Source organism: Exiguobacterium sp. AB2 (genome assembly GCF_000696055.1).
In the GTDB taxonomy this organism is placed as follows: Bacteria; Bacillota; Bacilli; order Exiguobacteriales; family Exiguobacteriaceae; genus Exiguobacterium; species Exiguobacterium alkaliphilum.
This window is the reverse complement of record NZ_JNAA01000114.1, coordinates 1-25,568: the sequence shown is the minus strand read 5'-3', so window position 1 is coordinate 25,568 and position 25,568 is coordinate 1. Positions and strand designations below refer to the sequence as shown.

The 25,568-nt window shown below is 53.4% G+C and carries 25 protein-coding genes and 2 riboswitches; of the genes, 19 read left to right on the top strand and 6 right to left on the bottom strand.

Annotation, left to right across the window (positions count from 1 at the left end):
* Window positions 1-11: 11 nt before the first annotated feature.
* A complete protein-coding gene (locus DI14_RS14915; protein ID WP_034809967.1) occupies window positions 12-743 on the bottom strand; it encodes a GntR family transcriptional regulator in 732 nt (243 codons plus the stop codon).
* 93 nt (window positions 744-836) lie between these two features.
* Here DI14_RS14915 and DI14_RS14910 point away from each other — a divergent pair, with 93 nt between their 5' ends.
* The 10 genes from DI14_RS14910 (at window position 837) to lysA (ending at window position 10,660) form a co-directional block, all read left to right on the top strand.
* Complete coding sequence (locus DI14_RS14910) at window positions 837-1,997, top strand: alanyl-tRNA editing protein (protein WP_034809966.1); 1,161 nt, start codon at window positions 837-839, stop codon at window positions 1,995-1,997.
* Window positions 1,991-2,419, top strand: coding sequence for a GNAT family N-acetyltransferase (locus DI14_RS14905; protein WP_081825921.1), 429 nt, complete (start codon window positions 1,991-1,993; stop codon window positions 2,417-2,419). Before DI14_RS14910 ends, DI14_RS14905 begins: the two co-directional genes overlap by 7 nt.
* A 77-nt stretch (window positions 2,420-2,496) precedes the next feature.
* Window positions 2,497-2,677: riboswitch (Lysine riboswitch) on the top strand.
* A 114-nt stretch (window positions 2,678-2,791) separates the two neighbouring features.
* Window positions 2,792-3,991: an aspartate kinase gene (locus DI14_RS14900; RefSeq protein ID WP_034809973.1), complete on the top strand. Its 1,200-nt coding sequence runs from the start codon at window positions 2,792-2,794 to the stop codon at window positions 3,989-3,991.
* 12 nt (window positions 3,992-4,003) lie between these two features.
* Window positions 4,004-4,999, top strand: a complete 996-nt coding sequence (locus tag DI14_RS14895) for an aspartate-semialdehyde dehydrogenase (RefSeq protein WP_034809964.1) — start codon at window positions 4,004-4,006, stop codon at window positions 4,997-4,999.
* A gap of 12 nt (window positions 5,000-5,011) precedes the next feature.
* On the top strand, window positions 5,012-5,893 hold the full coding sequence (gene dapA, locus DI14_RS14890; protein WP_034809962.1) for a 4-hydroxy-tetrahydrodipicolinate synthase: 882 nt from the start codon (window positions 5,012-5,014) through the stop codon (window positions 5,891-5,893).
* Window positions 5,890-6,639 (top strand): 4-hydroxy-tetrahydrodipicolinate reductase, encoded by a 750-nt coding sequence (gene dapB / locus DI14_RS14885; RefSeq protein ID WP_034809959.1) that lies wholly within the window; start codon window positions 5,890-5,892, stop codon window positions 6,637-6,639. Before dapA ends, dapB begins: the two co-directional genes overlap by 4 nt.
* The gene (gene dapD / locus DI14_RS14880) at window positions 6,617-7,324 is read left to right on the top strand and encodes a 2,3,4,5-tetrahydropyridine-2,6-dicarboxylate N-acetyltransferase (RefSeq protein WP_034809958.1); all 708 of its coding nucleotides are present in this window, start codon (window positions 6,617-6,619) and stop codon (window positions 7,322-7,324) included. The genes dapB and dapD overlap by 23 nt, the downstream gene beginning before the upstream one ends.
* Window positions 7,325-7,370: 46 nt before the next feature.
* Window positions 7,371-8,297 carry a branched-chain amino acid transaminase gene (locus DI14_RS14875; RefSeq protein ID WP_034809956.1) on the top strand — a complete coding sequence of 309 codons (927 nt, stop codon included), beginning with the start codon at window positions 7,371-7,373 and terminating at the stop codon, window positions 8,295-8,297.
* 12 nt (window positions 8,298-8,309) lie between these two features.
* Window positions 8,310-9,398, top strand: a complete 1,089-nt coding sequence (gene alr / locus DI14_RS14870; protein ID WP_034809955.1) for an alanine racemase — start codon at window positions 8,310-8,312, stop codon at window positions 9,396-9,398.
* Complete coding sequence (gene lysA, locus DI14_RS14865) at window positions 9,368-10,660, top strand: diaminopimelate decarboxylase (protein ID WP_034809952.1); 1,293 nt, start codon at window positions 9,368-9,370, stop codon at window positions 10,658-10,660. The genes alr and lysA overlap by 31 nt, the downstream gene beginning before the upstream one ends.
* A gap of 67 nt (window positions 10,661-10,727) precedes the next feature.
* Here lysA and DI14_RS14860 read toward each other — a convergent pair whose 3' ends face one another.
* Window positions 10,728-11,342: a hypothetical protein gene (locus DI14_RS14860; protein WP_034809951.1), complete on the bottom strand. Its 615-nt coding sequence runs from the start codon at window positions 11,340-11,342 to the stop codon at window positions 10,728-10,730.
* Between the two features lie 182 nt (window positions 11,343-11,524).
* On the opposite strand from DI14_RS14860, the gene DI14_RS14855 reads away from it, so the two are divergent.
* Entirely contained in the window at window positions 11,525-12,076 is a 552-nt protein-coding gene (locus DI14_RS14855) for a nitroreductase (protein ID WP_235193489.1), read from the top strand.
* 381 nt (window positions 12,077-12,457) lie between these two features.
* On the opposite strand, the gene DI14_RS14845 is transcribed toward DI14_RS14855, so the two are convergent.
* Window positions 12,458-13,015 (bottom strand): gamma carbonic anhydrase family protein, encoded by a 558-nt coding sequence (locus tag DI14_RS14845; RefSeq protein ID WP_034809948.1) that lies wholly within the window; start codon window positions 13,013-13,015, stop codon window positions 12,458-12,460.
* Between the two features lie 120 nt (window positions 13,016-13,135).
* On the opposite strand from DI14_RS14845, the gene ade reads away from it, so the two are divergent.
* The 3 genes from ade to DI14_RS14830 all read left to right on the top strand — a co-directional run bounded on the left by ade (window position 13,136) and on the right by DI14_RS14830 (window position 17,189).
* Complete coding sequence (ade, locus tag DI14_RS14840; protein ID WP_034809947.1) at window positions 13,136-14,845, top strand: adenine deaminase; 1,710 nt, start codon at window positions 13,136-13,138, stop codon at window positions 14,843-14,845.
* 117 nt (window positions 14,846-14,962) lie between these two features.
* On the top strand, window positions 14,963-15,241 hold the full coding sequence (locus DI14_RS14835) for a hypothetical protein (RefSeq protein WP_034809944.1): 279 nt from the start codon (window positions 14,963-14,965) through the stop codon (window positions 15,239-15,241).
* Between the two features lie 65 nt (window positions 15,242-15,306).
* Window positions 15,307-15,483, top strand: a riboswitch (Lysine riboswitch).
* Window positions 15,484-15,596: 113 nt separating this feature from the next.
* Window positions 15,597-17,189 (top strand): Na+/H+ antiporter NhaC family protein, encoded by a 1,593-nt coding sequence (locus tag DI14_RS14830; RefSeq protein ID WP_034809942.1) that lies wholly within the window; start codon window positions 15,597-15,599, stop codon window positions 17,187-17,189.
* An 87-nt stretch (window positions 17,190-17,276) separates the two neighbouring features.
* Here the strand turns inward: DI14_RS14830 and DI14_RS14825 are convergent, their stop codons facing one another.
* Window positions 17,277-18,905, bottom strand: a complete 1,629-nt coding sequence (locus tag DI14_RS14825; protein WP_034809940.1) for a peptide ABC transporter substrate-binding protein — start codon at window positions 18,903-18,905, stop codon at window positions 17,277-17,279.
* 226 nt (window positions 18,906-19,131) lie between these two features.
* Here DI14_RS14825 and DI14_RS14820 point away from each other — a divergent pair, with 226 nt between their 5' ends.
* Window positions 19,132-20,535: a basic amino acid/polyamine antiporter gene (locus DI14_RS14820; RefSeq protein WP_034809938.1), complete on the top strand. Its 1,404-nt coding sequence runs from the start codon at window positions 19,132-19,134 to the stop codon at window positions 20,533-20,535.
* Window positions 20,536-20,558: 23 nt separating this feature from the next.
* Here DI14_RS14820 and DI14_RS14815 read toward each other — a convergent pair whose 3' ends face one another.
* Window positions 20,559-22,613 carry a bifunctional diguanylate cyclase/phosphodiesterase gene (locus DI14_RS14815; RefSeq protein WP_235193488.1) on the bottom strand — a complete coding sequence of 685 codons (2,055 nt, stop codon included), beginning with the start codon at window positions 22,611-22,613 and terminating at the stop codon, window positions 20,559-20,561.
* 159 nt (window positions 22,614-22,772) lie between these two features.
* On the opposite strand from DI14_RS14815, the gene DI14_RS14810 reads away from it, so the two are divergent.
* The 3 genes from DI14_RS14810 to DI14_RS14800 all read left to right on the top strand — a co-directional run bounded on the left by DI14_RS14810 (window position 22,773) and on the right by DI14_RS14800 (window position 24,807).
* A complete protein-coding gene (locus DI14_RS14810) occupies window positions 22,773-23,975 on the top strand; it encodes an ornithine--oxo-acid transaminase (protein WP_034809936.1) in 1,203 nt (400 codons plus the stop codon).
* A gap of 84 nt (window positions 23,976-24,059) precedes the next feature.
* On the top strand, window positions 24,060-24,467 hold the full coding sequence (gene crcB / locus DI14_RS14805; RefSeq protein WP_034809934.1) for a fluoride efflux transporter CrcB: 408 nt from the start codon (window positions 24,060-24,062) through the stop codon (window positions 24,465-24,467).
* Window positions 24,468-24,504: 37 nt separating this feature from the next.
* The gene (locus tag DI14_RS14800; protein WP_034809932.1) at window positions 24,505-24,807 is read left to right on the top strand and encodes a CrcB family protein; all 303 of its coding nucleotides are present in this window, start codon (window positions 24,505-24,507) and stop codon (window positions 24,805-24,807) included.
* 37 nt (window positions 24,808-24,844) lie between these two features.
* Here DI14_RS14800 and yhfH read toward each other — a convergent pair whose 3' ends face one another.
* Window positions 24,845-25,003: a protein YhfH gene (gene yhfH / locus DI14_RS15310; protein WP_081825919.1), complete on the bottom strand. Its 159-nt coding sequence runs from the start codon at window positions 25,001-25,003 to the stop codon at window positions 24,845-24,847.
* Between the two features lie 147 nt (window positions 25,004-25,150).
* On the opposite strand from yhfH, the gene DI14_RS14795 reads away from it, so the two are divergent.
* Complete coding sequence (locus tag DI14_RS14795) at window positions 25,151-25,519, top strand: metalloregulator ArsR/SmtB family transcription factor (RefSeq protein ID WP_034809929.1); 369 nt, start codon at window positions 25,151-25,153, stop codon at window positions 25,517-25,519.
* Window positions 25,520-25,568: the final 49 nt, after the last annotated feature.

The window sequence follows — 25,568 nt, the reverse complement described above, 5'->3', positions numbered from 1 at the left end:
CGCAANCGTTTTTATTGTGACCGCTCCATCGCGACCGTGAACGAGTAGGCGTCGCCACGGAACAACGAGCGACTATATTCGAACATGTCTCCGCTATCGAGGTACGTCCGTTGATCGATTAAGAGCACCGGTGCCCCCGGCTCAATCGTCAAGAGTTCGGCTTCTTCCTCACCGGCACTTCGGGCTTCAAGCGTCTGCGTCGCATTTTTCAAATGGAGCCCTGCTTGCTCGGCATATTCATAGATTGACCCGGTGGCGTCCTCTTTCGTCAACTCGGGTAATAAGGAGACAGGGATGTAGGCCGTCTCGAGGGCGAGCACTTGCTCGTCGGCCAAGCGAAGGCGTTTCATCTCGTACACCGGGGTGTCGAGCGCGACGCTCAAGCGACGTGATACTTTATACGGGGCCGGAATCGTTTGGAACGAGAGCAGGCGTGAATACGGCCGCATGCCGCGGTGTTTGATTTCTTCGGTGAAACTCGTCAAACCGGAGAGTGTCATCGAGATTTTGTTCGTCGCGACGAACGTGCCGCGCCCTTTTTGGCGATGGAGATAGCCGTCATTGACCAAGTTTTTGATCGCTTGGCGGACGGTCATCCGGCTGACATCGTACGTCTCGGAAAACTCGCGTTCGGACGGGATGAGATCACCGGGTTGCAGAAACCCGTCATCTATTTGTTGCTTTAAATAAGATTCGATTTGATAATAAATAGGAAGCGGGGATTTTTTATCAATCTGTAACATCTCAATCGCTCCTGACTCATAAGGATTATGACTTATTATAGACCAAATCAAACTAGTTGTCTGAACACATTATAGAGAAAAGAGGTTCTACTTATGACCGGATGGGAATTTGAAACGATGGTAACGGCAAAAAGCCAAGACGAGCGTGGCCATTGGATCGCGCTTGAAGAGACGCACTTTTATGCGGAAGGCGGCGGACAACCGGCTGATGCCGGAACAATCGCGGACGAAGCGGTACACGATGTTCAACAAATCGACGGCGTCGTGTGGCATTTGCTAGAGCGACCGATTGAAGTCGGTACAGCAGTGACTGCACAAGTCGACGTAGCGACACGTCGCGACCACTCCATCCAACATACGGCGCAACACGTGTTGACGGCCATCCTTGAAGACCGATACGGCATCGAGACGCTCAGTTTCGGTATCGGAACCGATGACGCCTCGATTGAGATTGGGACGCATGCGTTCGACTGGTCGCAAATCGAGCAACTCGAGCAAGACGTGGCGACGGTCATTTACGAAAACCGTCCGATTCACATCCGTCAGCTTGATGTTAGTGAAGTGGATCAGACGAAGTTGCGAAAGCCGACGGACCGGACCGGGATGATTCGCATCGTTGAAGTCGAGGGTCTTGACTATAACGCATGCGGCGGGACTCATGTCGCATCGACCGGACAACTCGGTTTCGTACACGTGACGGCTTTGAAAAAAGTCCGAGGGAACGTCCGTTTGACATACGTTGCCGGTCGGCGGGCAATCCGGGAAACTCAATCGGCACGCACAGCACTTCGGACGGTCCATCAGACGTTGTCGACGACGAACGAGACCGTCGCGGCCCGCGTCCTTGAAGAACGGAACGCTCGGATTGAGCGTGAGAAAGAAGTGAAGGCGCTTGAGGCCCGGGTCGCCAAGGCGAAAGTGGCCGCCTTCTTACAAGAAGACAATTACGTGATCACACATATCGGCAAGACCGAAGGCGAGACGCTCACAACGATGATTATCGAACGGATCGCCGCGACCGGACGGATTGCCGTCGGGGCCAATCATACGGCCCAAAAGTTGATTCTCATGCATGACGGGACGCACGACATCGCCATCGGAAAGTTTTTGAAACGGGCGCTCGACGACCTCGGGATTGGCCGAGGCGGTGGCAGCCATAAACAAGCGCAGGCACGATTCGAGTCGGTGCTCGACTTAGAGAAGGCGACGGCAGAAGTCGTCAAACGTTTACAGGAAGGGGTCGTCTCATGTTGATAGTGAAGCACGGTCAGACAGACAAGTTGATTGAACAAGCGCGACACGTCCGAGAAGTCGTCTTCATCGAAGAGCAAGGCATCGACCCGGCACTCGAATATGATGAACTCGACCCGGTCTGTGTCCACGTCGTCGGAACGGTCGAAGACGTTCCGGTAACGACGGCCCGGCTGCGGCTGGTTGAAGACGGCGTCGGGAAAGTCGAACGCGTCGCGACATTGAAGACGGCGCGCGGGAATGGGTATGCCCAGGAAGTCATGTTCGAGATTGAGCGCGTCGCGAACAGCAAAGGCATCCATACGCTGAAGCTCGGGGCTCAACTGACGGCGCTCCCGTTCTACGAGCGGCTCGGGTATGAGGCGTATGGCGACGAGTTTTTAGATGCGAATATCCCGCACCGGATGATGAAAAAGACGTGGTAATGCTTTTTAGAAATTTTCCTTTTTTCTAAAAAAAGGTTGGCAAGTCGTTTTTCATTTGTTATAACTAAAACTAACAACTGACAGATAGAGGTTGCGAATGACATGAGTAAGCTTGATCGAGACGGACGCATTCCGGATCGGGCCGAAAGGGGAATTTCGCCGAAGTCGACGTTCGCATGCGTACGAACGAAGGCTGGGGTAGTCGTGAATAACGCCTACACTGCCATGGATGAAATGCCATGGAGCGCTATCTACGGAACGATTCTTTAATCGTTTTTCAACTGCGCGTACAAGCGGCAGGCCGTAGGGAGAGTGCTTCCTACCGGTCTGCCGCTTTTTCTGTTGGTGGACATCATGAAAGTGGGGAACTTGATGACAACCGTATTAAAATTTGGAGGCAGCTCCGTTGCCACAATCGAACAGATTCAGGCAATTTCTGAATACTTGCAAACCCGAGCTGAGGCCGGTGAGAAGCTCGTCGTCGTCGTATCGGCGATGGGTAAGACGACGGATTCGCTCTTGTCACTCGCGAAGCAAATCACGGAACGGCCGACGATTCGAGAACTCGATCGCTTGCTCGCCGTCGGAGAAGAACAGACGATCAGCCTGCTGAGCATCGCCTTGAACTCACGCGGCGTCGCGGCCATCTCGCTGACAGGACAACAGGCCGGCATCGACACGATGGGCATCCATACGAAAAGTAAGATTAAGGCAATCCGTAAAGAAGTGCTCGAAGAGAAACTACGGACGTACGACGTCGTCATCGTCGCCGGTTTCCAAGGCGTCAACGAGTTCGGTGACGTCACGACGCTTGGCCGTGGCGGCTCGGACACGACGGCCGTCGCTTTAGCGGCCGTCCTTAGCAAACGCTGTGAGATTTACACAGACGTTGCCGGCGTCTATACGGCCGACCCACGCATCCATAAAGAAGCGCGCCGGTTGGACACCGTCTCTTACGACGAGATGATGGAGATGAGCGCGCTCGGCTCGAAAGTGATGGAAATGCGCAGCGTCGAGCTCGCAAAAAAATACGATGTGAACATTTTTGTAGGAAAGACGCTTGCGAGCGAAGGAGGAACGTGGATTATGGATATGACCCAAGCAATGGAACAAAAAGCGGTGACGAGCGTGAGCGTCGTGAAAAACGTGCTCAGCGTCTCGATTAAACACATCCCGCATTCGGTGGCGGGGGTTGCCGATATTTTCGAGAAATTGTCACAACGCCATGTCAATATCGATATGATCAGTCAGACGGCGTTCGACGGGGAAGTATTCCTCACGTTCACGTGCCCGCTCGATGAAGAGGCGTTCCTTGAAGAAGCGCTCGCCGAGTTGACGGAATCGTTCCCGCAAATCAAGATTGACCGCCATACCGAGCATGCGAAAATCTCGGTCGTCGGGATCGGGATGCGCGACGCGACGGGTGTCGCCTCTGAATTGTTCGCGACGTTCCGTGAGAGCGGCATCCCGTTCTACCAGGTCACGACTTCCGAAATCAGCATCTCATACACGATTAACGAACAAGACGTCGAAGCAGCCGTCGCGGCCATCGCGACACGCTTCAAATTATAAGGAGGACGCGACATGTATAACGTAGCCGTCGTCGGCGCGACCGGTGCCGTCGGCCAAAAGATGATTGACGTATTGACAGAATATGAATTCCCGATTAGCGAGCTGTTGCTTTACGCGTCGGCCCGCTCGGCCGGGAAAACAGTGACCGTGAACGGCCAGGACGTCGTCATCCGAGAACTCTCGGACGCGATTTACGCGGACCCGATTGACATCGCGCTCTTCTCGGCCGGTGGGAGCTTGAGTGAACAGTATGCGCCTCGCTTGAGCAAACAAGGGGTCATCGTCATCGACAACTCGAGCGCGTTCCGGATGCAGGCGGACATTCCGCTTATCGTCCCGGAAGTGAACCGTGTCGAGCTGAGCCCGGAGAAAACGCTCATCGCCAACCCGAACTGTTCGACGATTCAATCGGTCGTCGCGCTCGCCCCGCTCGCTGAAGTATACGGCTTGACGCGCGTCGCCTATACATCGTATCAAGCGGTCTCAGGGTCGGGCCAAAAAGGGATTGAAGATTTAGAGCGCGGAAGCCGCGGGGAAGAACCACAAAACTACCCGTATCCGATTTACGATAACGTGTTGCCGCATATCGACGTCTTTTTAGACAACGGTTATACGAAAGAAGAACAGAAGATGATTGACGAGACGCGCAAAATCTTGAACGCACCGAACCTCGGTGTCACGGCTACGTGTGTCCGTGTCCCGGTCCGTAATAGCCACGCCGTCTCGATCACGGTGACGCTCGACCGTGCGGCGACGCTCGCTGAAGTGAAAGCGGTGCTCAGTGACGCACCGGGCATCGTCCTTATGGACAACCCGAGTGAGCTTGTCTATCCGACACCGCTCGATGCGAACGGGACGGACGACGTCTACATCGGACGCGTCCGCGTCGACGAGTCGCAACCGAACACGTTCCATCTCTGGTGCGTCGCCGATAACGTTCGAAAAGGTGCCGCGGCGAACGCTGTCCAAATCGCCCAATGCATGATTGGCCAGACCGCCACAAAATAAGGAGGAGATCATATGTTCACAGGAGTCGCAACTGCACTCGCCACACCGTTTCAACAAGACGGGTCGCTAAACCTTCCCGCATGGGAAGCGTTGATTGAAGAACAAATCCAAGAAGGGGTGAGCGGGCTTGTCATCGGAGGCACGACAGGTGAAGGAATGACGATCACGGACGCAGAGTTCGAGACGCTCCTTACGAAAGCGATCGCCGTCGCACAAGGACGTGCCGTCATCATCGCCGGCACCGGGTCGAACAACACGGCGCTCAGCATCGAAAAGACGAAGCGTGCCGCTGAACTCGGCGCTGAGATGGCGATGGTCGTCACACCGTACTACAACAAGTCGACGCAAGCCGGACTCATCGCGCACTTCACAGCGATCGCGGACGCGTCACCGATTCCGCTCATGCTTTACAACGTGCCGTCACGCACCGGTGTCGCCCTCGAACCGGCGACGGTCGGGGAACTCGCTGACCATCCGCGCATCGCTGCGCTCAAAGAAGCGAGCGGGGATATCTCGGTCATGGCCCAAATGATGGCCCACTTACCGGAAGGCTTCCCGGTCTATTGCGGCAATGACGATCAAATCTTGCCGTACATGGCATGGGGCGCACAAGGCGTCGTCTCGGTCCTCTCAAACGTCTATCCGGGTGCGACCGTCGCACTCGCCGAGGCGCTCCTTGCCGGAGACTTGGAAACGGCACGCAAGTGGCAAATTCGTTTGCTTCCAGTCATCGATGAACTGTTCGCGGAAGTGAACCCGATTCCGGTCAAAGCCGCACTCAATGCGCGCGGCTTCGGCTTCGGTGAACCACGTCTCCCGCTCGTCCCGATGAGCGCGACGGCCGAGGCACGGTTGTTATCGGCAATGGAGCAGTTCAACGAGGTGAGACAGTGAACTTACTCATTCATGGATACGGGGCGATGGGTCAAATCGTCGAAGAAGTCGCCCATACACAAAACTTGAACGTCGCCGCCATCGTCTCACCGGCGGGTGGTGAACATCCGACGTCACTCCGAGACGTCGAGGCGGACATCGATGTCGTCATCGACTTCTCGAACCCGGCGCTGTTAGATGACGTGCTCGCTTACGGAAAAGCGAATAAAGTCCCGCTCGTTATCGCGACGACCGGCTTCTCGGAAGCCGAGCTCGCGAAAATCGAGGAAGCGTCACGCGAGATTCCAATCTTCCAGTCGTATAACACGTCTTATGGAATCGCGCTGTTAAAACAGTTATTAGACCAGCTCGTCCCGCTCACGCTCGGTTATGACATCGAAGTGATTGAGGCGCACCACCGGAAGAAAGTCGACGCACCAAGCGGGACGGCGGAGTTGCTCGCCCGTGCCATCGAAGCGAAACGTGACGTCACACCGGTATATGACCGGACGCCACGACGTGAGGCGCGGGAAGCAAACGAGCTCGGCATGCACTCGGTGCGTGGCGGCACGATTTTCGGTGAACACACCGTCCTCTTTGCCGGGGACGATGAAATGCTCGAATTGAAACACACGGCCCTGTCGAAACGCGTCTTCGCGAACGGGGCACTCGCCGCGGCGGCGACGATTCTCGACCGCCCGGCCGGACTTTACAATTTAACGAACCTATACGAGGAGGCTACTCATGTTACTCACAAACGCTTATGAAATCGCGCAATACATTAAAGATGCCAAGAAAGAAACGCCAGTCAAACTATACGTCAACGGTCAATTGGCCGGTCTCACGATCGAGGACGCGAAAGCGTTCGGATCGGATGAGTCGAAGCTGTTCTTGACGACAGCAGAACGTGCGGCGGCATTCCTTGAAACGAACGCCGCGGTCATCACGGACTCGCACCTCGAGTTTGACCGCCGCAACAGTGCCGTCCCAATGCTCGATACGACTCAACTCAATGCGCGCATCGAGCCAGGTTCGTTCATCCGTGACCACGTTCAAATCGGAAACAATGCCGTCGTCATGATGGGTGCGGTCGTCAACATCGGAGCCGTCATCGGTGACGGTTCGATGGTCGACATGAACGCCGTCATCGGCGCCCGTGGGACCCTCGGGAAAAACGTCCACCTCGGAGCCGGCGCAGTTGTCGCAGGCGTCCTTGAACCACCTTCAAAAGACCCGGTCATCATCGAAGACGGTGTCATGATCGGTGCGAACGCGGTCATCTTGGAGGGCGTCCGTGTCGGAGAGAACGCGGTCGTCGCAGCCGGTAGTGTCGTCACACAAGACGTACCGCCAGGCGTCGTCGTCGCCGGTACGCCTGCCCGCATCATTAAGCAAAAAGATGAAAAAACAGCAGAAAAAACACAACTTGTTGATGACTTACGCTCCCTGTAACGTATAATAGACAGAAAATATCAAAAATGAATGGGAGAGTTGAACGATGGAACAGTATGGACAATGGATGTGGCAAGACGGAGCTTGGATCGAGCCGACGGATGCGAACACGAGCATCATGACGCACGCGATTCACTATGGCAGCGGCTTTTTTGAAGGGATTCGGGCGTATCACACAGAGGAAGGCCCGGCCATCTTCCGACTCCGCGAACATTTAGAGCGACTCGTGCGTTCATGTGCGTACTATCATGTCGACTTACCTTATACGGTCGATGAGCTCGAGCAAGCGACAATCGAATTGATTGAGCGCAATGGATTCGAAGCTTGTTACATCCGCCCATTCGTTTTCCTCGGCACACCTTGGCAGGCACTCATGCCGACACAGGAAACGAAAGTACATGTCGCGATCTCGTGCTGGCCGCTCGGCGAGTATTTCAGCAAGACGGTCGGCATCCGGGCGAAAGTCGCTTCGTATCGTCGCGTATCTTCGACGATGATGCCGATGCAGGCAAAAGCGGCGGCCAACTATATGAACTCGCAACTCCTTAAAGGGGAGGCGGTACGAGACGGTTACGATGAAGCGATCGCTCTCGACATGAACGGGAACGTCAGCGAGGCGAGCGTCGCCAACATCTTCCTCGTCAAAGGGAAAAAGATTTTCACACCGTCACTCGACTGTTCGGTGCTTGACGGCATCACGCGTCAAACGGTGATCGACCTTGCCCGTGAAGAAGGGTTCGAAGTCATCGAACGTCATATCGGACGGGACGAGCTCTATGTCGCGGATGAGATTTTCTTGACAGGTACAGCGGCTGAAGTGACGAGTGTCATCGAAGTCGACAACATTTCAATCGGAGGCGGCGTGCAGACGGTCGCAACGAACATGCTCACCCGTTATCGTGAAGCGGTGACGGGGCAAATCGAGCACCGTCGTGACTGGGTCACGTTCGTCAAAGCAGCAGTGAAAGAGTAAAGGAGTTTTTGTATGGGAGTCACAATTGACTTGAATGCGATTCGCGAAAACAAACGTCGGATTGAGGCGCTCGGCCGACCGGTGTTCGCCGTCGTGAAAAACAACGCCTATAATTTAGGGATGAAGCCAGTTGTGACGACGCTGTACGAAGAAGGGGTACGTCACTTTATGGTGACGACGCTCGATGAGGCGACGGAAGTCCGGTCAAGCGCACCGGATGCCCGCGTGCTCGTCATGAATCCTGTCTATGAGTGGACGAGTGTGCACGAGCAACAGCTTGACGTCGCCATCGGTTCCTACGACTGGCTCGTCGCACAGCGCAGTCAATTGGACGGCGTTCGTCTTCATTTGAAGCTAGACGTCGGCATGAACCGTTTCGGTGCGAAGACGTATGACGAAGCGCTCGCCATTCTCGCGTATTGCCAAGACGAAGGGCTTGACCTCGTCGGATTATGCACACACTTTCCGCTCGCCGATGCGGACAATGCAGAAATTGAGCATAGCGTCCACGTGGAACGGTTCGCCGACTGGTCGACGCGACTGATGGAACGGCAAACGTTTGAAGTGGTGCACGCGGCCAATAGCGCGGCCACGCTCCAAGCCGACCCGCGCCTCGGTCACTGCACACACGTCCGCGTCGGCATCTTTTTATACGGTTACTCTTCCGTCGAACCGGTCGACTGGCTCATTCCGGCCTTTCGTTGGGAAACGGAAGTCATCGCGATCCATGACATTGAAGCGGGGGCGCACGTCGGATATGGGACGGGTTACACGGCTGAATCGAGAGAGCGTATCGCCGTGCTCCCAATCGGCTATGGGGACGGGCTCATGCGGGCCCGGCGCCATTTACCGGTCCACATTCAGGAGAAGGCGTTCCCGTTCGTGAGCAACATCTTTATGAGTCACAGCTTTTTACGCGTTGATGCGTCGGTTCAAATCGGGGACCGTGTCGAATTGTACGGGAACACGACGAAAATCGACGACATCACGCGGACGGGTTATGCGAATAACTCGGAACAATTATGCGCACGCTCATGGCGTGTCCCGCATCGCTATGAAGGAGGAAATGTATGTACACCACCAACCAATCAGTTTGTATGATCGAGGGCGTGTCCGTTCGTGAACTTCAAGCGACATATGGGACGCCGCTCTATATCATGAGCGAACCGGAACTCGAGAGCCGCCTCGGCCTTGTCCGGAGCGCATTTTTAGACAAATATCCGAACACGTATGCGCTCTATGCGTCAAAAGCGATGTCAATCGCGGCCGTGTACGAGAAAGTGATGGCGGCTGGTCTAAGCATCGACGTCGTCTCGCGCGGCGAGATGTTCGTCGCCCTTCATGCGGGTGTCCCGGCCGACCGGATTCACGTCCACGGGTCGAACAAGACGGTACAGGATATCACGTTCGCGCTTGAGCACGGCATCACCCATTTCACAATCGATAACATGCGGGAAATCGGGTTGCTCTCGGGCCTTGCCACGCAGCACGGTGTTGACGTCGACGTCTTGCTCCGCATCGTCCCACAAGTCGTCGGAGGCGCCCACGAGGCGATTCAGACGGGTGGAGTCGACACGAAGTTTGGCTTCCCGACACATGACGACACGTATTTAGAAGCGGTCCGAGCGACACTTCAAGCGGATCGTCTTCGTCTGCAAGGCATCCATTGCCACGTCGGGTCACAGATTCAAGAGCCGACGCTGTTCATCAACACGGTGAAGACGATGGTCAACTTCATCGAGACGATTCGTCAACAGACGGGCTTCACAGCCGACGTGTTGAATATCGGGGGCGGCTTTGGTGTCGCTTATCTCGAGTCGGACGATCCGCTCGACTTTGCCGACACGATGACGCAAGTGATGGATACGCTCATCGCGGAAGTGAACCGCTTCGGATTGCCGCTCCCGAAAATCGGGATCGAGCCGGGCCGCTGGCTCGTCGCCAACGCCGGGGCGACGCTGTATGAAGTCGGGACGGTGAAAGAAGTGAGCGGTGTCCGCACGTACGTCTCGGTCGATGGCGGGATGACGGATAACATCCGTCCCGCTCTTTATGACGCCGAATATGACGTCATTGCGGCGACACGGATGAATGAAGAAAAGACGCTCGAAGCGAAGATCGTCGGCGCATGTTGCGAGTCGGGGGATATCATCTCGAACCGTTCACTCATCCCGCCGGTCGAGGCAGGGGATTTGCTCCTCGTCAAAGCGACGGGCGCCTATAACTTCTCGATGGCGAGCAACTATAACCAAATGCTTCGCCCGGCCGTCGTCTTCGTGAAAGACGGGGCACATCGTCTCGTCGTCCGCAGACAGACGCTCGAAGATCTGGTCGTGTGTGAAGTCGTCGGACAATCATCGTAAGGATAGCCAGAAAAGGGATTCAGTCATGCGACTGAATCCCTTTTCGTGTCAACAACCATCTGTCAGGTTAATCGAGTTGTGCGTTCACTTCTGCTTCATATCGTTCCACAAGTTTGTTGTTGTCCGTCGTACCGTATTTCTTTTCTAAGACCGGGATGAGACGTAACCAAATCGTATTCTTTTCATAAAGGTCTCGGTCAAACTGATGATTCAACGCTTGAAGGGATAAACCAAGGGCGCTCGCGTAGGCGAGGTGATTTGGTAAATCACTCTGGTCCGGACCTTGTTGAATGAATCGGTCAATCTCGTCTTCGGTTACGTGAATGTTGTACGTTTCTCTTGCGACCGTCTTCCATGAGACATCTTGTTCCATCGCTTCAGTCGAGAGTGCGATGACTTGCGCGTCTGTTAAGTCGGTTTCATAGTACAGCTTCTCTTCTGCCAACGTCCGAATGACCCACTTCCGTAACGGCTCCTCGACGTCGAACTGGTTTGCTTCGACGAGCACGTCATCAAACAGTTTCTTATAGTCGTCGAACGTGAAATTGTCTACGATTTGGCGCTGTTCTTCTTCACTTTTCATTTCAATCGTTTCAGGCTGAGAGGCCGCGGACTGACATGCTGCTGTGAAGATGGCGAGTGAGAGCGTACATAATAGCAATGATTTGAACCGTGCGGTCATGACGATCCTCTCCTTATCTGTTTGTTCGTTCATGGCGGTTGTTTCGACGAATGGAGCATGAGAGCGATTCACTACTATATACTCGCTAAATAGCCATCAGGTTCCTTTTATCTTCGGTCAAATCGCTACACATGAGAACGATTTTCAATTATGATGAAACAGATAGTAGAGGGGGTATTGACATGATTGAAAAGACAGCGGGACAACAGTTGATTGAATCGCGGCGGACGATTCGGATGTTTACGGAAGGTGAACTCGACACGGCCGAGTTGTATGAACTTTTGACATCGGCCCATCAAGCGCCGTTTCATAATAAAGTCGAACCGTGGAACGTCTATTTGTTCAACGGAGACGGGAAAGACGTGTTACTGTCCGCGCTCGAGCCAGCGTTTGAAGACGGACCGGAGTCGAAGCGGGAAAAGATTGCCGGACGGATCCGTAATGCGGCTGCCTGCATCTACGTGACGACGAAGCCGTTCGAGACGGAGAAAGACAAGAAGGATGCGTTGCTCGCGACGGCGACGTTTATCCAGAACTTCCATCTGCTCTGTAGCGAGCGAGACATCGGCCTCGTCTGGCGGACGGGCGGTATCTTTGAGGATGCGCGCCTGCAAGACATGATCGGGGCGGAAGGAGAGACGTTCGTCGGGTTGCTCCAACTCGGGCGATTCGAGGACGTCCCACCAAAGAAACGTCGTCAGTCGGTTGACAGTTGCCTCACGATTTTTGAATAAAGAAAAGCTCGAGCGGAGACCAGTGTCTACGCTCGAGCTTTTCGTCTATGCAAGTTATTTTTTTAATTTATTTGCGAGCCAGTCTTGAATGACGTTTGCTGGAATCATTATGATCACGTTCCCCCGGTTTTGATTTCTTCCTCTATACTATTATCCGATTGGATCCGTTCCCAAACCTCTCGATGTGCGCGTTGCAACGTATCATCGAACGAATCCTCGACATGAAGACAATAGCTTGGGTTAATGGACGAAGCGTACAAGTCTAACATGAGTTGAGCGTGGTTGAGATGCATACAATTGGCTCCTTTCGACACGTCGGCTTGACTACATCCTCAGTATACAAAGGAATCATGAAGAAAATTCAGGGGAATCGTTAACAATTTATGAATCTTGTAAACGCTTTCGCAAACTTTCTTTACGTTTGATCGGTTCGCACGTCGTCAAATACTGCTCTGCTCGTTTGGCGTACTTGTTGACCGTCCGCTCCATGATAAAGCGATCTTCATCGTTCAGCGGTCGGACGACTTTTGCAGGTACCCCCATGACCATGACCCCTTCTGGGATTTGCATGTTCGGCGTGACGAGCGCACCGGCTGCGACGAATGAACCTTTCCCGACCTTGGCCCCATCGAGGACGGTCGCGTGCATCCCGATGAGACAACCTTCTTCAATCTCACAACCGTGAATCATCGCCATGTGTCCGATGGAGACACGGTCGTGAATGATTGTCGGTGAGCCTTCGTATTGATGGACCATCGAACCGTCCTGGATGTTGACGTACGAACCGATTTGAATCGGACCTTCGTCCCCGCGGATGACCGTATTGAACCAAACCCCAGAATGGGCCCCGATCGTGACGTCGCCGATGACATGAGCACCGGGAGCGACGAAGACCGTCGCGTCGACGTTTGGAAGTAAATCACCTAATTTGTACTGCATATGTGTAACCCCTTTCAAACAGATATGCTCTTATTGTCGCACAACTTGAAAAAGAAATTGCGCCGAAAAGATTTTTCTTGTTAAGATAGATAAAATACGTTGAAAAAAGGAGACACACAGATGGAAAAACAACATTTGATTGACATCGCCGCGAAGAAAAAGAAAGCAGCGGTCGTCTTTAAGGATGTGGCGGTCATCGACGTGTATAGCCGTGAGACGATTCGCACCGATGTCGCAATCGACGCGGGATACATCGTGGCCATCGGGGAAGGCTACGAAGGAGAGACGGAATACCATGACCCGTCATGGACGCTCGCACCGACGTTTATCGATTCACACGTCCACATCGAGTCATCGATGGTGCCGCCACACGAGTTCGCGAAAGCCGTCCTGCCGCTCGGCGTCGCAACGGTCATCGCGGACCCACATGAGATTGCGAACGTGAACGGGGCGCTCGGGATTGAATATATGTTGGCTGACGCGAAAGGACTCCCACTCGACGTCCGGATGATGCTCCCGAGCTGTGTGCCGGCGACGCCGTTCGAACATGCGGGCGCAAAACTTTATGCGGAGGACTTGGCCCCGTTTTTAGGCGATCCGGGCGTGCACGGCCTCGGCGAAGTGATGGATTATCCATCGGTCGAGGCCGGGAGCGTAGACATGCTCCAAAAAATCGCGCAGACGGAGGCGGTCGGGAAAGTCGTCGACGGTCACGCATCCGGTCTCGGTCCTGACCAACTGAACGTCTACCGGACGGCCGGGATTATGACGGACCACGAGTGTACGACGGCCGAAGAGGCGCTCGAGCGGGTTCGCCGCGGATTTTACGTTCAAATTCGGGAAGGTTCGGTCGCCCGGAACGTCGAGAAGGTGAGCCGGGCCATCACGGAAAGTAACGCCCATCGCTTCTTGTTCTGTACCGACGACAAGCATTTGGACGACCTCGTCGCCGAAGGTGGGATCGACTACAACATTCGGATGGCGATCAAACAAGGCGTCAAACCGGAGACGGCGTATGCTGTGGCGAGTCTACATGCGGCCGAGGCTTACGGGTTGAACGACATCGGGGCCATCGCGCCTGGGAAGAAGGCGAACTTTGTCATCTTGTCAGACGTCCAATCGGTAAAAATCGAAACCGTCTATGTGAACGGCGAAGTCGTTGCCCGTGAAGGCAAAGCGACGTTCGAAGCGAACGGGATTGAAGTGCCGAAACCGATGAAAGGGGAGTTGAGACTTCCGGCGTTGATGAGTGAATCGTTCCGGTTACCTGTCAAAGAAGAGGCGGTCGACGTGATTCAAGTGTTGCCGAACAGTCTGTTGACGAAACGGGAGCGCCTCGTCTTCAGTCCAGACGAATCCGGGGCAGACCTCGACCAAGACATCGCCACGCTCGCCGTCATCGAGCGACATCACGGCACGGGGCATATGGCACTCGCGCCGGTCACAGGCTTCGGTTTGAAACGAGGCGCGCTTGCCGCCACGGTGGCCCACGATAGCCATAACCTCGTCATCGCCGGCGTCAGTCCGAACGACATGTTGCTCGCGGCCGAGACGCTCGAGAAGGTCGGTGGTGGCGTCGTCGCAGTATCAGAAGGGGAAGTGCTTGCGGTCTTGCCACTCGAGATTGGTGGACTCATGACGAAGCGTCCTTACGCTGAAGTGGCGGACGTGCTCGAACAGTTGAACGACGCGCTCGACGTCGTCGGGGCGCATCGTCATTTTAATCCGTATTTGACGATGTCGTTCCTCGCGCTTCCGGTCATCCCAGACCTGAAATTGACGGACATGGGACTATTCGATGTGACGACGTTCTCATTCATCGAGTCATGAGTCGGTCTAACGTATGATTTTTGTTAAGAACGGCTCGGAACGATTGAACGGTTTCCGGTAAGTTGGTATAGTTACAACAAGTTTCATCGGTTCAAATTGAAAGGGGGGATATCACAGATGGAACAAGTTGCTTATAACCGGTCGTATGATGAACATGAGGATTTGATCAATTCTGTATATCGTGCCTTCAAAGACCGATATGAAGAATTGCCGGACGAGACGCGGACGAAACGTCGATTACGCCGTCTCATCCTCTTGACGATTAAAGAGCAAACGTCGTCACATGCCGAGCGGTTCGTGTTGTATCATTTCTTTAGCGATTTCTTTAAAGCGGTCGAGGCAAATGACCAAGAAGCACTCGCTGTATTGAAACAAATCATCCGTGACGAAAAATAAGTGTTGAAATGTGTCATGGACCTATGATAATTTAGACGTAACTTTTAAATGAATATTCGTGCTATCGATGAGGTAGAGGTGCGATGCTGATGAGTATGTAGTCGGAGGATGACAACGATGAAGGCTACAAAAAGGCAGAATCGCCGAAGTGCAACACCCATGGTCTATGGGGTTGTGCTGGGCTGACGGGGAATACGCGTCAGACTGCCATACATATTTACGTATGGAGCGCTCCAAGTCGGCTAAGAAAGACGGAACATCCAGCGAGGGTGTCGGCTTTGTTGCCGATGCCCTCGCTTTGCGTTTTTTTAAGCATAGGGGGGCCTCATCTCAAACAGAAGAGGAGGAAATCAGTATGGTAGATTATTCAACTTCGGTACTATCACTCGTACCGGCTTTACTCGCCATTATTATGGCCATCACAACACGGAAAGTCATTCCGTCGCTTGGCGTCGGGATTATCGCAGGGGTATTGCTCTTGCATAACTTCAATCCGCTCGACTCGATCTCATACTTATGGTCAAACGTTCTCGCCTTGTTCTGGTCGGACGGCGAGTTGAATGAGTGGAACGTGCTCTTGATCGCGTTCTTGCTCTTACTCGGTATTTTGTCGTCAATCATTCAAACGTCAGGCGGAGCCCGGGCGTTCGGTGAGTGGGCGGCTGCAAACGTCAAGACGGCACGCGGCGCACGCCTCGTCCCGTTCGGACTCGGGATTTTGATTTTTATTGATGATTACTTTAACAGTTTGGCTGTCGGTAACATCAGTCGTCCGCTAACGGACCGGAAAAAAGTCTCACGTGCGAAACTCGCGTATACGATCGACTCGACTGCCGCACCGGTCTGCGTCATCAGCCCGCTCTCGAGTTGGGGAGCTTATATCATCGCCATCATCGCAGGTATTCTGGCGAAGTATTCGATTGATAGCTACTCATCGTTCTCGGCGTTCATCCAAATCATCCCGATGAACTTCTATGCCATCTTCGCATTGCTCTTGACAGGCTATGTCGCCTTCACAGGTCTCGCGATCGGACCGATGCGTACACATGAGCTACGTGCCCTTCAAGGAGAGCTCTACGATTCATCGAAAGGCGCACCGATGGGGATGAGTGAAGATATTAAAGAACACGATGGCGGGAAAGTCCGCGACTTGATTGTGCCCATCATCGTGTTGATCATTGCCACTGTCTCAGCCATGTTGTACACAGGCGGACAAGCGCTTGCTGCCGATGGTCAAGCGTTCTCGCTCCTCGGTGCGTTCGAGTCGACAGATGTGACACGGTCACTCGTGACCGGTGCCGTCATCAGCTTGCTCGTTGCGCTCTTGCTTTTAATCGGCCGTAAGATTCCGGCTGGTGACTATGGACGCGCGACATGGGGCGGAATTCGCGCCATGTGGCCAGCCGTGCTCATCTTATTGTTTGCTTGGACGATTATCGCCGTCATCGGTGACATGAAGACAGGCGACTATTTGGCAAGTTTCGTTACGGATTCGATTTCACCATCTTACTTGCCGTTCCTCTTGTTCATGATCGCCGGTCTCATGGCGTTCTCGACAGGAACGAGCTGGGGGACGTTCGGTCTCATGCTTCCAATCGGAGCCGATTTGATTATGGCGGTCGAGCCGGAGCTCTTGCTTCCGACACTTGCGGCTGTTCTTGCCGGAGCGGTATTCGGAGACCACTGTTCACCAATCTCGGATACGACGATTCTCAGCTCGACGGGTGCCGGGTCGCACCATATCGACCACGTGTTGACGCAACTTCCATACGCATTGATTTCAGCCGGCGTGGCAGCTGTCGGATACTTGATGCTCGGTGTCTCGGGCTCGATGTGGATTGGCTTCTTTGCCGCCTTGGTGACGTTCGTCGTGGCGGTCATCATTGCACAAATCATTTCTAAACGCGGACGCGTACCAGCCGATATGCGAGCTGAACGCGAAGCGTAAGATCAGGCAGGCATGTCCCGATGGACATGCCTGTTTTTTGTCGTGATCCATTAAAAAACCCTCCCACGAAAGTGGGAGGGAAGTCGATTAGTTTACGTCTAACCATTTGAAGCTTGCGTCAGCTCCGAACGGGTGGCGGTACATGTTCTTAATGTTCGTACGTTCGAGGTACGCCTCACCTTTTTGATAGATCGGTGCGATGGCGAAGTCATCTTCAAGCAAGATGCGTTCTGCTTCTTGCATCGTCTCCCAACGTTTCATCTCATCGGCTTCTTTCTTCGCTTCTTGAACGAGTTTGTCATATTCCTCGTTCGAGTACTCCATCCGGTTGAACGGACCGTCTGTGACCCACATGTCGAGATACGTCATTGGATCCTGATAGTCTGGCCCCCAACCGGCAGCAGAGACGTCATAGTCGCCCGCACCCTCGAGCTCGAGGAAGTTTTTGAACGGTTGTTGCTTAATGTTAAGCGTAAGTCCTGGCAAGTTCTTCTCGAGCTCACCTTTGATGAACTCGTTCACTTTTTTGAACGCTTCTTCGTCACGTGAGAGGAACTCAAGTTCGACTGTCTCGACACCAAGTTCAGACAATCCTTTTTCCCACGCCGCTTTCGCTTCGTCGACGTTATAGCTGAGGAGGTCCGGATACTTCTCGCGGAAGTCGGCACCGTCAGACGTGTACGTGAAGTCTTTCGCGACGATGAAGTTCGCTGGCTGTGAACCGTCCGTCAAGATGACGTCGGTGACGCCTTGTTTGTCGAACCCTTTTGCGAGCGCCTCGCGGATGTTGACGTTTTGGAGCGCCTCGTTCTTTTGGTTGAAGCGCAAGAAGTTGATGCGTGCGTCAGCACGCGTCTTGAACTCGTCGCTGTCTTGGAATTGCGGTACGAATTCAGATGAGAGGAGCGTATAGTCCGCCTCCTCTGATTCGAACAAGTTGACGCCTGTCGAGACATCTTTCACGACTTTGACGTTGATCGTCTCCATCTTCACGTTGTCTGCATCCCAATAGTCCGGGTTTTTCTTATATACCCAGCCCGTATTGTCTTGCCAGCTCTCGAGCACGTAAGGACCGTTATAGAGTGTCTTGTCGACAGAAGTCGCGAACGCTTCGCCTTGTTCTTCGACGAATTCTTGTTTTTGTGGCATATACGTCGGGAAGCCAGTCAGCCCGAGGAAGTAAGGAGCCGGTGCTTCCAATGTAACTTCGAGTGTCTTCTCGTCAACGGCTTTGACACCGAGGTCGTCGACGTCGGCTTCTCCTGCGAGAATGCTGTTGGCGTTTTTCAAGTCTTGCAAGATGTAGGCGTACTCGGCACCCGTCTCAGGGTTCAAGGCGCGTTTCCATGAGTAAACGAAATCGTCGGCCGTAATCGGTGAGCCGTCAGACCAGTTGGCGTCACGTAATTTGAATGTGTATGTAAGGCCGTCCTCTGACACGTCGACATCTTCTGCGATCCCTGGTGTCGGTTGGTTGTTCTCATCGAGTCGATACAGTCCCTCGAAGACGTTGTTCGTTACGATGATTGACGTTGAATCCGTCGTCAGCGTCGGGTCAAGCTGTGGCAAGTCCGTCGCCGAAACGAGTGTGATTTCTTTTTTCGCGTCGCCTGATGAAGAACCTTCAGAAGAGCTTGATGATTCTTCGCCGCCTCCGCAAGCTGCTGTGGCGAGTAATGCGACTCCCGATAAAGCTAACCATTTCTTGTTGCGCATTGTGATTCCTCCCGAAAATTCTGATTGTTTCGAATATAGTGTTTATTAAACTACAATTATTATGAATACGCAATTTATTTTTCTTAATTATTCGAAAATATAAACATTAGTGAAATACCTATCAAACGACCCTTTTATTCAGTAGAATGGAAAAATCGTCGGATGATTATACGCTATGCATGTATAGTTATTCGTCAGACGTCAAAGCAAGTGGAGGTCGTTTTGAATGAAGTCACAGACAGCCGGAATCGGCTTTTTTGGTCTCGCAGCAATGGTCGTTGGTACGATGATTGGCGGCGGGGCGTTTAATTTACCAGGTGCGATGGCGCAAGGGGCAGGGGTCGGATCCGTTTTGATTGGGTGGTCGATTACCGGGCTCGGCATGATCATGCTGGCGTTCGTCTTTCAATTTTTAGCGAATCTGCGTCCGGAACTCGACGGTGGGATTTATGCGTATGCGAAGGAGGGCTTCGGTCGCTTCATCGGATTCAACAGCGGTTGGGGCTACTGGATGTCCGCCTGGATCGGCACGGTCGCGAACATCACCCTCATCTTCAGCACGCTCAGCTACTTCTTCCCCATCTTTTCGGCTGAGCATCGAACGTTTCGGTTGCTGATGAGCGCACTCCTCATCTGGGGATTGTTTTGGTTGATTCGGAGGGGGATGCGCGAGGCCGCGCTCCTGAATATCGTCACGACGATCGCCAAGCTCGTGCCGCTCTTCCTCTTCATCATCTTGATTTTGTTCGCGTTTCGGATTGAGACGTTCCAAATCGATTTTTGGGGAAGCGATGGCTTCAGCTGGTCGCACGTGTTTCCTCAAGTCAAATCAACGATGCTCGTCACACTTTGGGCGTTCGTCGGGATTGAAGGGGCGGTCGTCCTCTCGTCTCGTGCGCGCCATAAGCGCGATGTCGGACGGGCGACGGTCATCGGACTCGTCGGGACGCTTCTCATCTATATGATGATTTCGATTTTCTCATTCGGGGTGATGACGCAAGAACAGCTAGCGGCGCTCCCGGAACCGTCGATGGCGTACGTGCTCGAGGCGGTCGTCGGTCCGATTGGCGCGACGTTCATCAACATCGGCCTACTCGTTTCACTTGGGGGTGCCCTACTCGGTTGGACGATTTTAGCGACCGAAATCTCTTATGTGGCGAGCCGGGACGGGGTGTTCCCGCGCGTGTTCAATCGATTGAATCGAAATGAGACGCCTGTGAACGCGCTGTTCATCACGCAACTGTTCACTCAAATCGTGACGGTCATCGCGCTTTTCTCCGAACAGACGTATTTGGTACTGTCGAGCATCGCCGGAATCGCGGCGCTCGTCCCTTACTTGTTCTCGGCGCTATTTGGATGGAAAGAAGCACGGCGCATGCACGCGCGCCGCATGCTCGTCGTGTCAGGCATCGCCTCGCTGTACGCCGCTTGGTTGCTCTATGCGTCTGGCATCGAGTACGTCCTCATCGCGATGATTTTATACGCACCAGGGATCTTCGTGTTCATGGTGGCGGAACGGGAGCAGGGACGTCCGTTTCTCAGCCGGATGCAATATGCGATTGCCGTCCTGATTCTCCTCGCCGCCACGTATGGCGTGTATGGGCTGTTGACGGCGACGATTGCGCTATAACTAAAAATCACTGACCGCGTTGGTCAGTGATTTTTTTCGTTCTTCTGGTGCGTCAACAGTTCGATGACGCGTTCAGGCGGCATCGGTTTGGCGTATAAGAACCCCTGGAACGAGTCGCAGTCGGTCGTTCGCAAATGGTCGAGCATCTCTTCATCCTCGACGCCTTCTGCAACGACATGAAGGTTCAAGCTCTTACCGAGGTGGACGATGACATCGATTAAGTGTGATTTTGAAGCGAGCCAATCGTCTAAAAAGACTTTGTCGATTTTCAGCTCGTCGACTGGGAACGACTTCAAGTATTGGAGCGAAGAGAAGCCGGTACCGAAGTCATCGATTGACAAGCGGTAGTCGAGACGTTTGATTTGATTCATCCGGGCGATGATCTCCTCGGTCTGCTGCATGACAAGACTTTCCGTGATTTCGAGAATCATGTCCGTCGGATTCAAATGCAGCTGTTGTTTAATGTTTCGAAGTGTATTGATGAAGCTCTCGCTTCGGAATTGGTTCGGCGAGATGTTGACGGCCATCGACAACGAATGGTCGACGAGCGGTTGCCACACCTTCAACTGTTTCGCCGCTTCTAAGATGACCCAGTTGTTGATCGGAACGATGAGCGCCATCTCTTCGGCGAGCGGGATGAACTCGGACGGCGGGATTTGGCCGAGCTCGTCGTGATGCCAGCGCAGCAACGCCTCGAATCCGATGAGTCGATCCGTCTTCAACTCATACTTCGGTTGATACTCTAGATAGAAATGTTTTTCTTCAAGCGCTTGATAGAGTGCTTTTTCAATATGGATTTGACGTGAGAACGCGTCGTCCATGTCTTTCGTGACGAATTGGATCGTTCCGACCCCGATTCGCTTGCCTTTGAACAAGGCGCTTTCCGCCCGGGCGTACAACTCTTCGAGTGAGTTCGTCGCGGACGGGTAGAACACACAACCGATTGAAATCGACAGCATGATCGAATGATGATAGATGCGGAACGGGCGTTGTAGCTCATATTGCAACTGACGCAACAACCGGAATACATCCTCTTTCGATTGCTCCAAGAACAAGACGCCGAACAAGCCGCCAGACGGATGGAACATGACGCTCGTGTCCGGGAGGTGACGAGAGGCACGCTCTTTGATTTGAAGCAACAGTTCGTTACCGACGCGAGAGCCGAACGATTCATTGATGATTTTGAAGCGATCAATATCGAACAGGGCGATATGGACGATTCCTTCGGATTGATCAGCGAGCTGAAGGATGTCGCGATATTCGCGCAACCAGCCTTTCTTGTTCAGTAGGCCGGTCAAGTCGTTGTGATACGCCAAATACTCGACTTCACGTTCGAGCCGTTTCTTGTCGGAGACGTCGAAGCCGAACGCCGTATATTGGAGCACCTCGCCCTGTTCACTTAAAATCGGGACGACGGTCAAATTGAGCCAACAGACGTTCGTCGTATGCCGTTTCGATTGAATCGGCATCTCCCCGTGCCAAATCCGGTCAGAGGAAAGGGCTGCGCGCACCGTATCGGCGATGGGCGCTTTCTCATGCATTGGATGCACGAGATCGAACCAGTCTAGGCCGATGAAGCGATGCTCCGATTCACCGATCAATTCACAGAGCATAGGATTGACAGCCGTGATTCTCCCGTCGGCATCGGCGGATAAGTAATATGTCGTCTGTTCAATCATCGCTTGGAAGTGATGCAACAAGTTGAACTGTTCGGTACTGATGAGCGGACCGAATCCTTTCGGTAAAAAGGCAAGGAAGTAGCCGGTATAGCCGGCGATGGCGAATGATTGCAAATAAGCGGTCGCATAGACGAGTGACCCGTCTTTATGTTGAAACGGCGTCATCGCCGTCGTCGAGAACGGATATTGGAGGAGCAGGGGTGCCCACGTTTCGAGCGCACTGTCTAACTGTTCGACGACAGGCAACGCTTGGTGGAGCACCTCGTCCCGTTCCCATCCGAACAGCGCTGTCGCATGTTCGTTCCAAAGTAGGACGTCGCCGCCGAGATCGATATAACAGCACGGGATTGACAGCGCATCGATGAACGCATCAATCGGCAAGTCACGTAAAGAAGCCACACGAATTCCTCCCATCCTCATCAAATGAATCATAGTCTACGTTCAGTGTACCTTATTTTCCCAACCCGAGGAATGGGCAAGTTCGCCGTTGTCAAAAGAAAGACGGTCATCATATACTGAAAGAGTAAGAACGACTTTTTAGAACAAGGGGGAAATCAAATGTCAAAGACACAAGATGTGATTGAATTGACAGAGAAGTTCGGGGCGCACAACTATCATCCGCTCCCAATCGTCATCTCGGAGGCGAAAGGGATTTGGGTGACGGATCCAGAGGGGAACCGTTACATGGATATGTTGAGCGCTTATTCGGCTGTCAACCAGGGGCATTGTCATCCGAAAATCATTCAAGCACTTAAAGATCAAGCAGACAAAATCACGTTGACGTCACGGGCGTTTTACAATGACCAACTCGGCCGTTTTTACGAAAAAGTGGTAACGCTTACAAATAAACAGATGGTGTTACCGATGAACACGGGCGCTGAGGCGGTCGAGACAGCCGTCAAAGCGGCGCGGCGCTGGGCGTATGAAGTGAAACAGATTCCAGGACGGGCAGAGATTATCGTCTGCTCCGGAAACTTCCACGGACGGACGATGGCGGCTGTATCGATGTCGACAGAGGCCGAATATCAGCGTGGGTTCGGCCCGCTCTTGCCAGGATTCAAAGTCGTCCCATACGGTGACATCGAAGCGTTTGAAGCGGCGTTGACGGAAAACACAGCGGCGTTCATCGTCGAACCGATTCAAGGAGAAGCCGGTATCATCATCCCGCCGGAAGGCTATTTGAAGCGTGCGAGCGAGCTGTGCCGTGAGCAGAACGTCTTGTTCGTCGCCGATGAGATTCAATCTGGCCTCGGTCGTTCTGGAAAATGGTTCGCCATCGAGTGGGAAGGTGTCGAGCCAGATATGTTCATCCTTGGAAAAGCGTTAGGAGGCGGCGTATTCCCGGTTTCGTGTGTCGCGGCCAATGAAGACGTGCTCAGCGTGTTCAGCCCAGGGTCACACGGTTCGACGTTCGGTGGAAACCCACTCGCAGCGGCCGTCTCGATTGCATCGCTTGAAGTGCTCGAAGAAGAGAAACTTCCAGAGCGTTCGCTCGAACTCGGCACGTACTTCATGGACCGCTTGAAGTCAATCGACAACCCGTTGATTAAAGAAGTGCGCGGACGCGGACTGTTTATCGGGATCGAATTGACCGAGGCGGCCCGTCCGTACTGTGAGGCACTGAAAGAGCGTGGGCTGTTATGTAAAGAGACACACGAGACGGTCATTCGCCTCGCGCCTCCGCTCGTGATCACGAAGGAAGAGCTCGACGAAGCGTTCGAGGCCATTTCGGCCGTGTTCGCTCCAGCGGCTATTTCATAAACAGGCCCATTTTGTTATAATTTAGGAAGCAATCAGACACCTGCCGCAAATAACGGCAGGTGTTTTCATTAGGGAGGAACAGCGATGCTGTATGTATACGTTGGACTGGCCGGTGCGCTCGGGGCGTTGCTTCGCTATGAGATTGGCGTTGGCGTGCATAACGTTTATGGCGGGTCGTTTCCGTTTGAGACGCTCGCGGTCAATTTGATTGGAAGTTTTGTGCTCGGTTGGCTCACGCACTTCTTGTTTCGGACAGGACGCTTGTCACCGATGGTCGTGACGGCGCTCGGGACGGGATTCATCGGGTCGTTTACAACGTTTTCGACGTTCAGTGTCGAGACGATCGTCATGATTGAGGCGAGAAACCTCGTCGGTGCGATGGTTTACGTCACGCTCAGTGTCGTCCTCGGCTTGTTGAGCTCATGGTTAGGCTATAGGTTGGGCAACCGACGTTTTCGTCGATTTGAACATCGTAAGGGGGGAGCGTCATGACGATTTTGGCTGTCATGGTCGGTGCGTTCTTTGGGCGATGGCCCGATTTGGCATCGGTCAACTTGTGAAGCGATGGACGGCCTCGGTTTTCCCTTGGGCGACGCTGTTCGTGAACGTGACGGGTTCGTTCTTTCTTGGCTATCTGTTCAACGCGTCGATGAACGAGACGGTGCTACTTGGAATCGGGGTCGGCTTTCTCGGTTCGTTCACGACGTTCTCGACGTTCAAGCTCGAAGTGATGCACTTCGTGACGAAAGACTGGGTTCAGTTCGGCCTGTATTTATTCACCACATACATCCTTGGGATTCTTGCCGCTTACGCTGGCTATTATCTCGGGTAACGCACAATCCCCTCGGAAACGGTTCCGAGGGGATTGTTTATTCTGCGAGTTGAAGCTTTTCAGCACATGAGGAGCATGTGCTCTCATAAGATTCGCACTGTTCGTCCATATGTTGACCACACTCTTGACATGTCTTGTCCGGTAACTTCCGATAAAATTCAACCGATGATTCGAGACGGCTTGCCCATTCGTTCATGATGAAATGCCTCCTTCAAGGTCGTGGATTCGTATTTGGTTGTTTTGATTGTATTATAACAGAGGATATTAAGTCAATAATAATATATAACAGATTTTGTGAACTCGATTTGCTAAACTATAGGTAACGAGAAACGAGGTGACATCGATGAAGGCACCCCAATGCGAGACGATTGCGATTCAACAGGAACAAGTAGCCGAACTGCAAACGCAACTTGACCAATTTGATGCGACACGCGTTAGTCGATTATTTAAGGCGTTTGCCGATCCGACACGAATGAAGGTGTTGTATGTGTTGACGCTCGAACAGGAGTTATGCGTGTGTGACGTGGCGGCCGTGATCGGGCATTCGAACGCGACGGCGTCCCATCACTTGCGGACGCTCCTCGACCAAGGGCTCGTCAAGTATCGGAAAGACGGAAAAGTCGTCTATTATTCGCTCGATGACGACCATGTCCGCTCGCTTGTCGAGATTGCGATGGCGCACAGCGCTGAACGGCATCCGACTGAACCTTAACGAACTTCCGCTTCATTGCGGAAGTTTCAGACTGTAGACAAAACATTGT